Source organism: Escherichia sp. KCJ4928 (genome assembly GCF_004352695.1).
Lineage (GTDB): Bacteria > Pseudomonadota > Gammaproteobacteria > Enterobacterales > Enterobacteriaceae > ECMA0423.
In genome coordinates, this window is the sequence record NZ_SJWV01000750.1 from 1 (window position 1) to 259 (window position 259).

The following is a 259-nucleotide window of genomic DNA, read 5'->3' on the forward strand; positions in this document are numbered from 1 at the left end:
GGGGGAGTCGCATTGATTGATCCTGAGGTGCTGATGCAGGTTGCCTGTCTTCACCAATGTACAGATTATTGGGAGGATTTTTGGGGGAGCGAACTTCCTGCATTATCTGTGGCCAGTGTTGTTGCATTTGTGACATCACCTGGCTGAATGTTGCCATCGGAAACTCCAGGGTATGCTGACCCGCATGAGGTTGGTCATTATTAACGGTAATGCCGTTACTGACCGGGGTTATGGCCCAGATATTACGGATACGATCCCG

Annotated in this window: 1 pseudogene; it reads right to left on the minus strand. The window is 50.2% G+C overall.

The features are described from left to right. Positions 1–259: pseudogene (locus E0D98_RS27740) on the minus strand (hypothetical protein); the annotation flags it as partial.